Genomic DNA, 604 nt, shown 5'->3' on the forward strand with positions numbered 1-604 from the left:
GACATCGACCTCGACATCGAGAACGCCCGCCGCGAAGAGGTCATCCAGCACGTCTACGCCAAGTACACCCGCCAGCGCGCCGCCCAGGTCGCCAACGTCAACACCTACCGGCCCAAGCTGGCGCTGCGCGACGTCGCCCGCGCCCTCGGCCACAGCCCCGGCCAGGTCGACGGCTGGACCAAGCACCTGGGCTACTTCGACACCAGCATCCCCGACGACGCCGGCGTCCCCCACCAGGTCACCCACCTCGTCGACCAGCTACTACGGCTGCCGCGGCACCTGTCCATCCACTCCGGCGGCATGGTCCTGTGCGACCGGCCCGTCGGCGAAGTCGTCCCCGTCGAGTGGGCCACCATGCCCGGCCGGTCGGTGCTGCAATGGGACAAGGACGACTGCGCCGCCGCCGGGCTGGTCAAGTTCGACCTGCTCGGCCTGGGCATGCTCTCGGCGCTGCGGGAAACGTTCGACCTGCTCCGCGCCCACCACGCCCGCGACCTGGCCCTGCACACCGTCCCCGCCGACGACCCGGCCGTCTACGACATGATCTGCGACGCCGACACCGTCGGCACCTTCCAGATCGAGTCCCGCGCCCAGATGGCCACCC

At 70.9% G+C, this 604-nt stretch carries 1 pseudogene; it reads left to right on the forward strand.

From position 1 onward, the window contains the following. Positions 1–604: pseudogene (locus tag DY240_RS22425) on the forward strand (error-prone DNA polymerase); the annotation flags it as partial.

It is taken from the genome of Jiangella rhizosphaerae (genome assembly GCF_003579925.1).
GTDB classification, from domain to species: Bacteria; Actinomycetota; Actinomycetes; order Jiangellales; family Jiangellaceae; genus Jiangella; species Jiangella rhizosphaerae.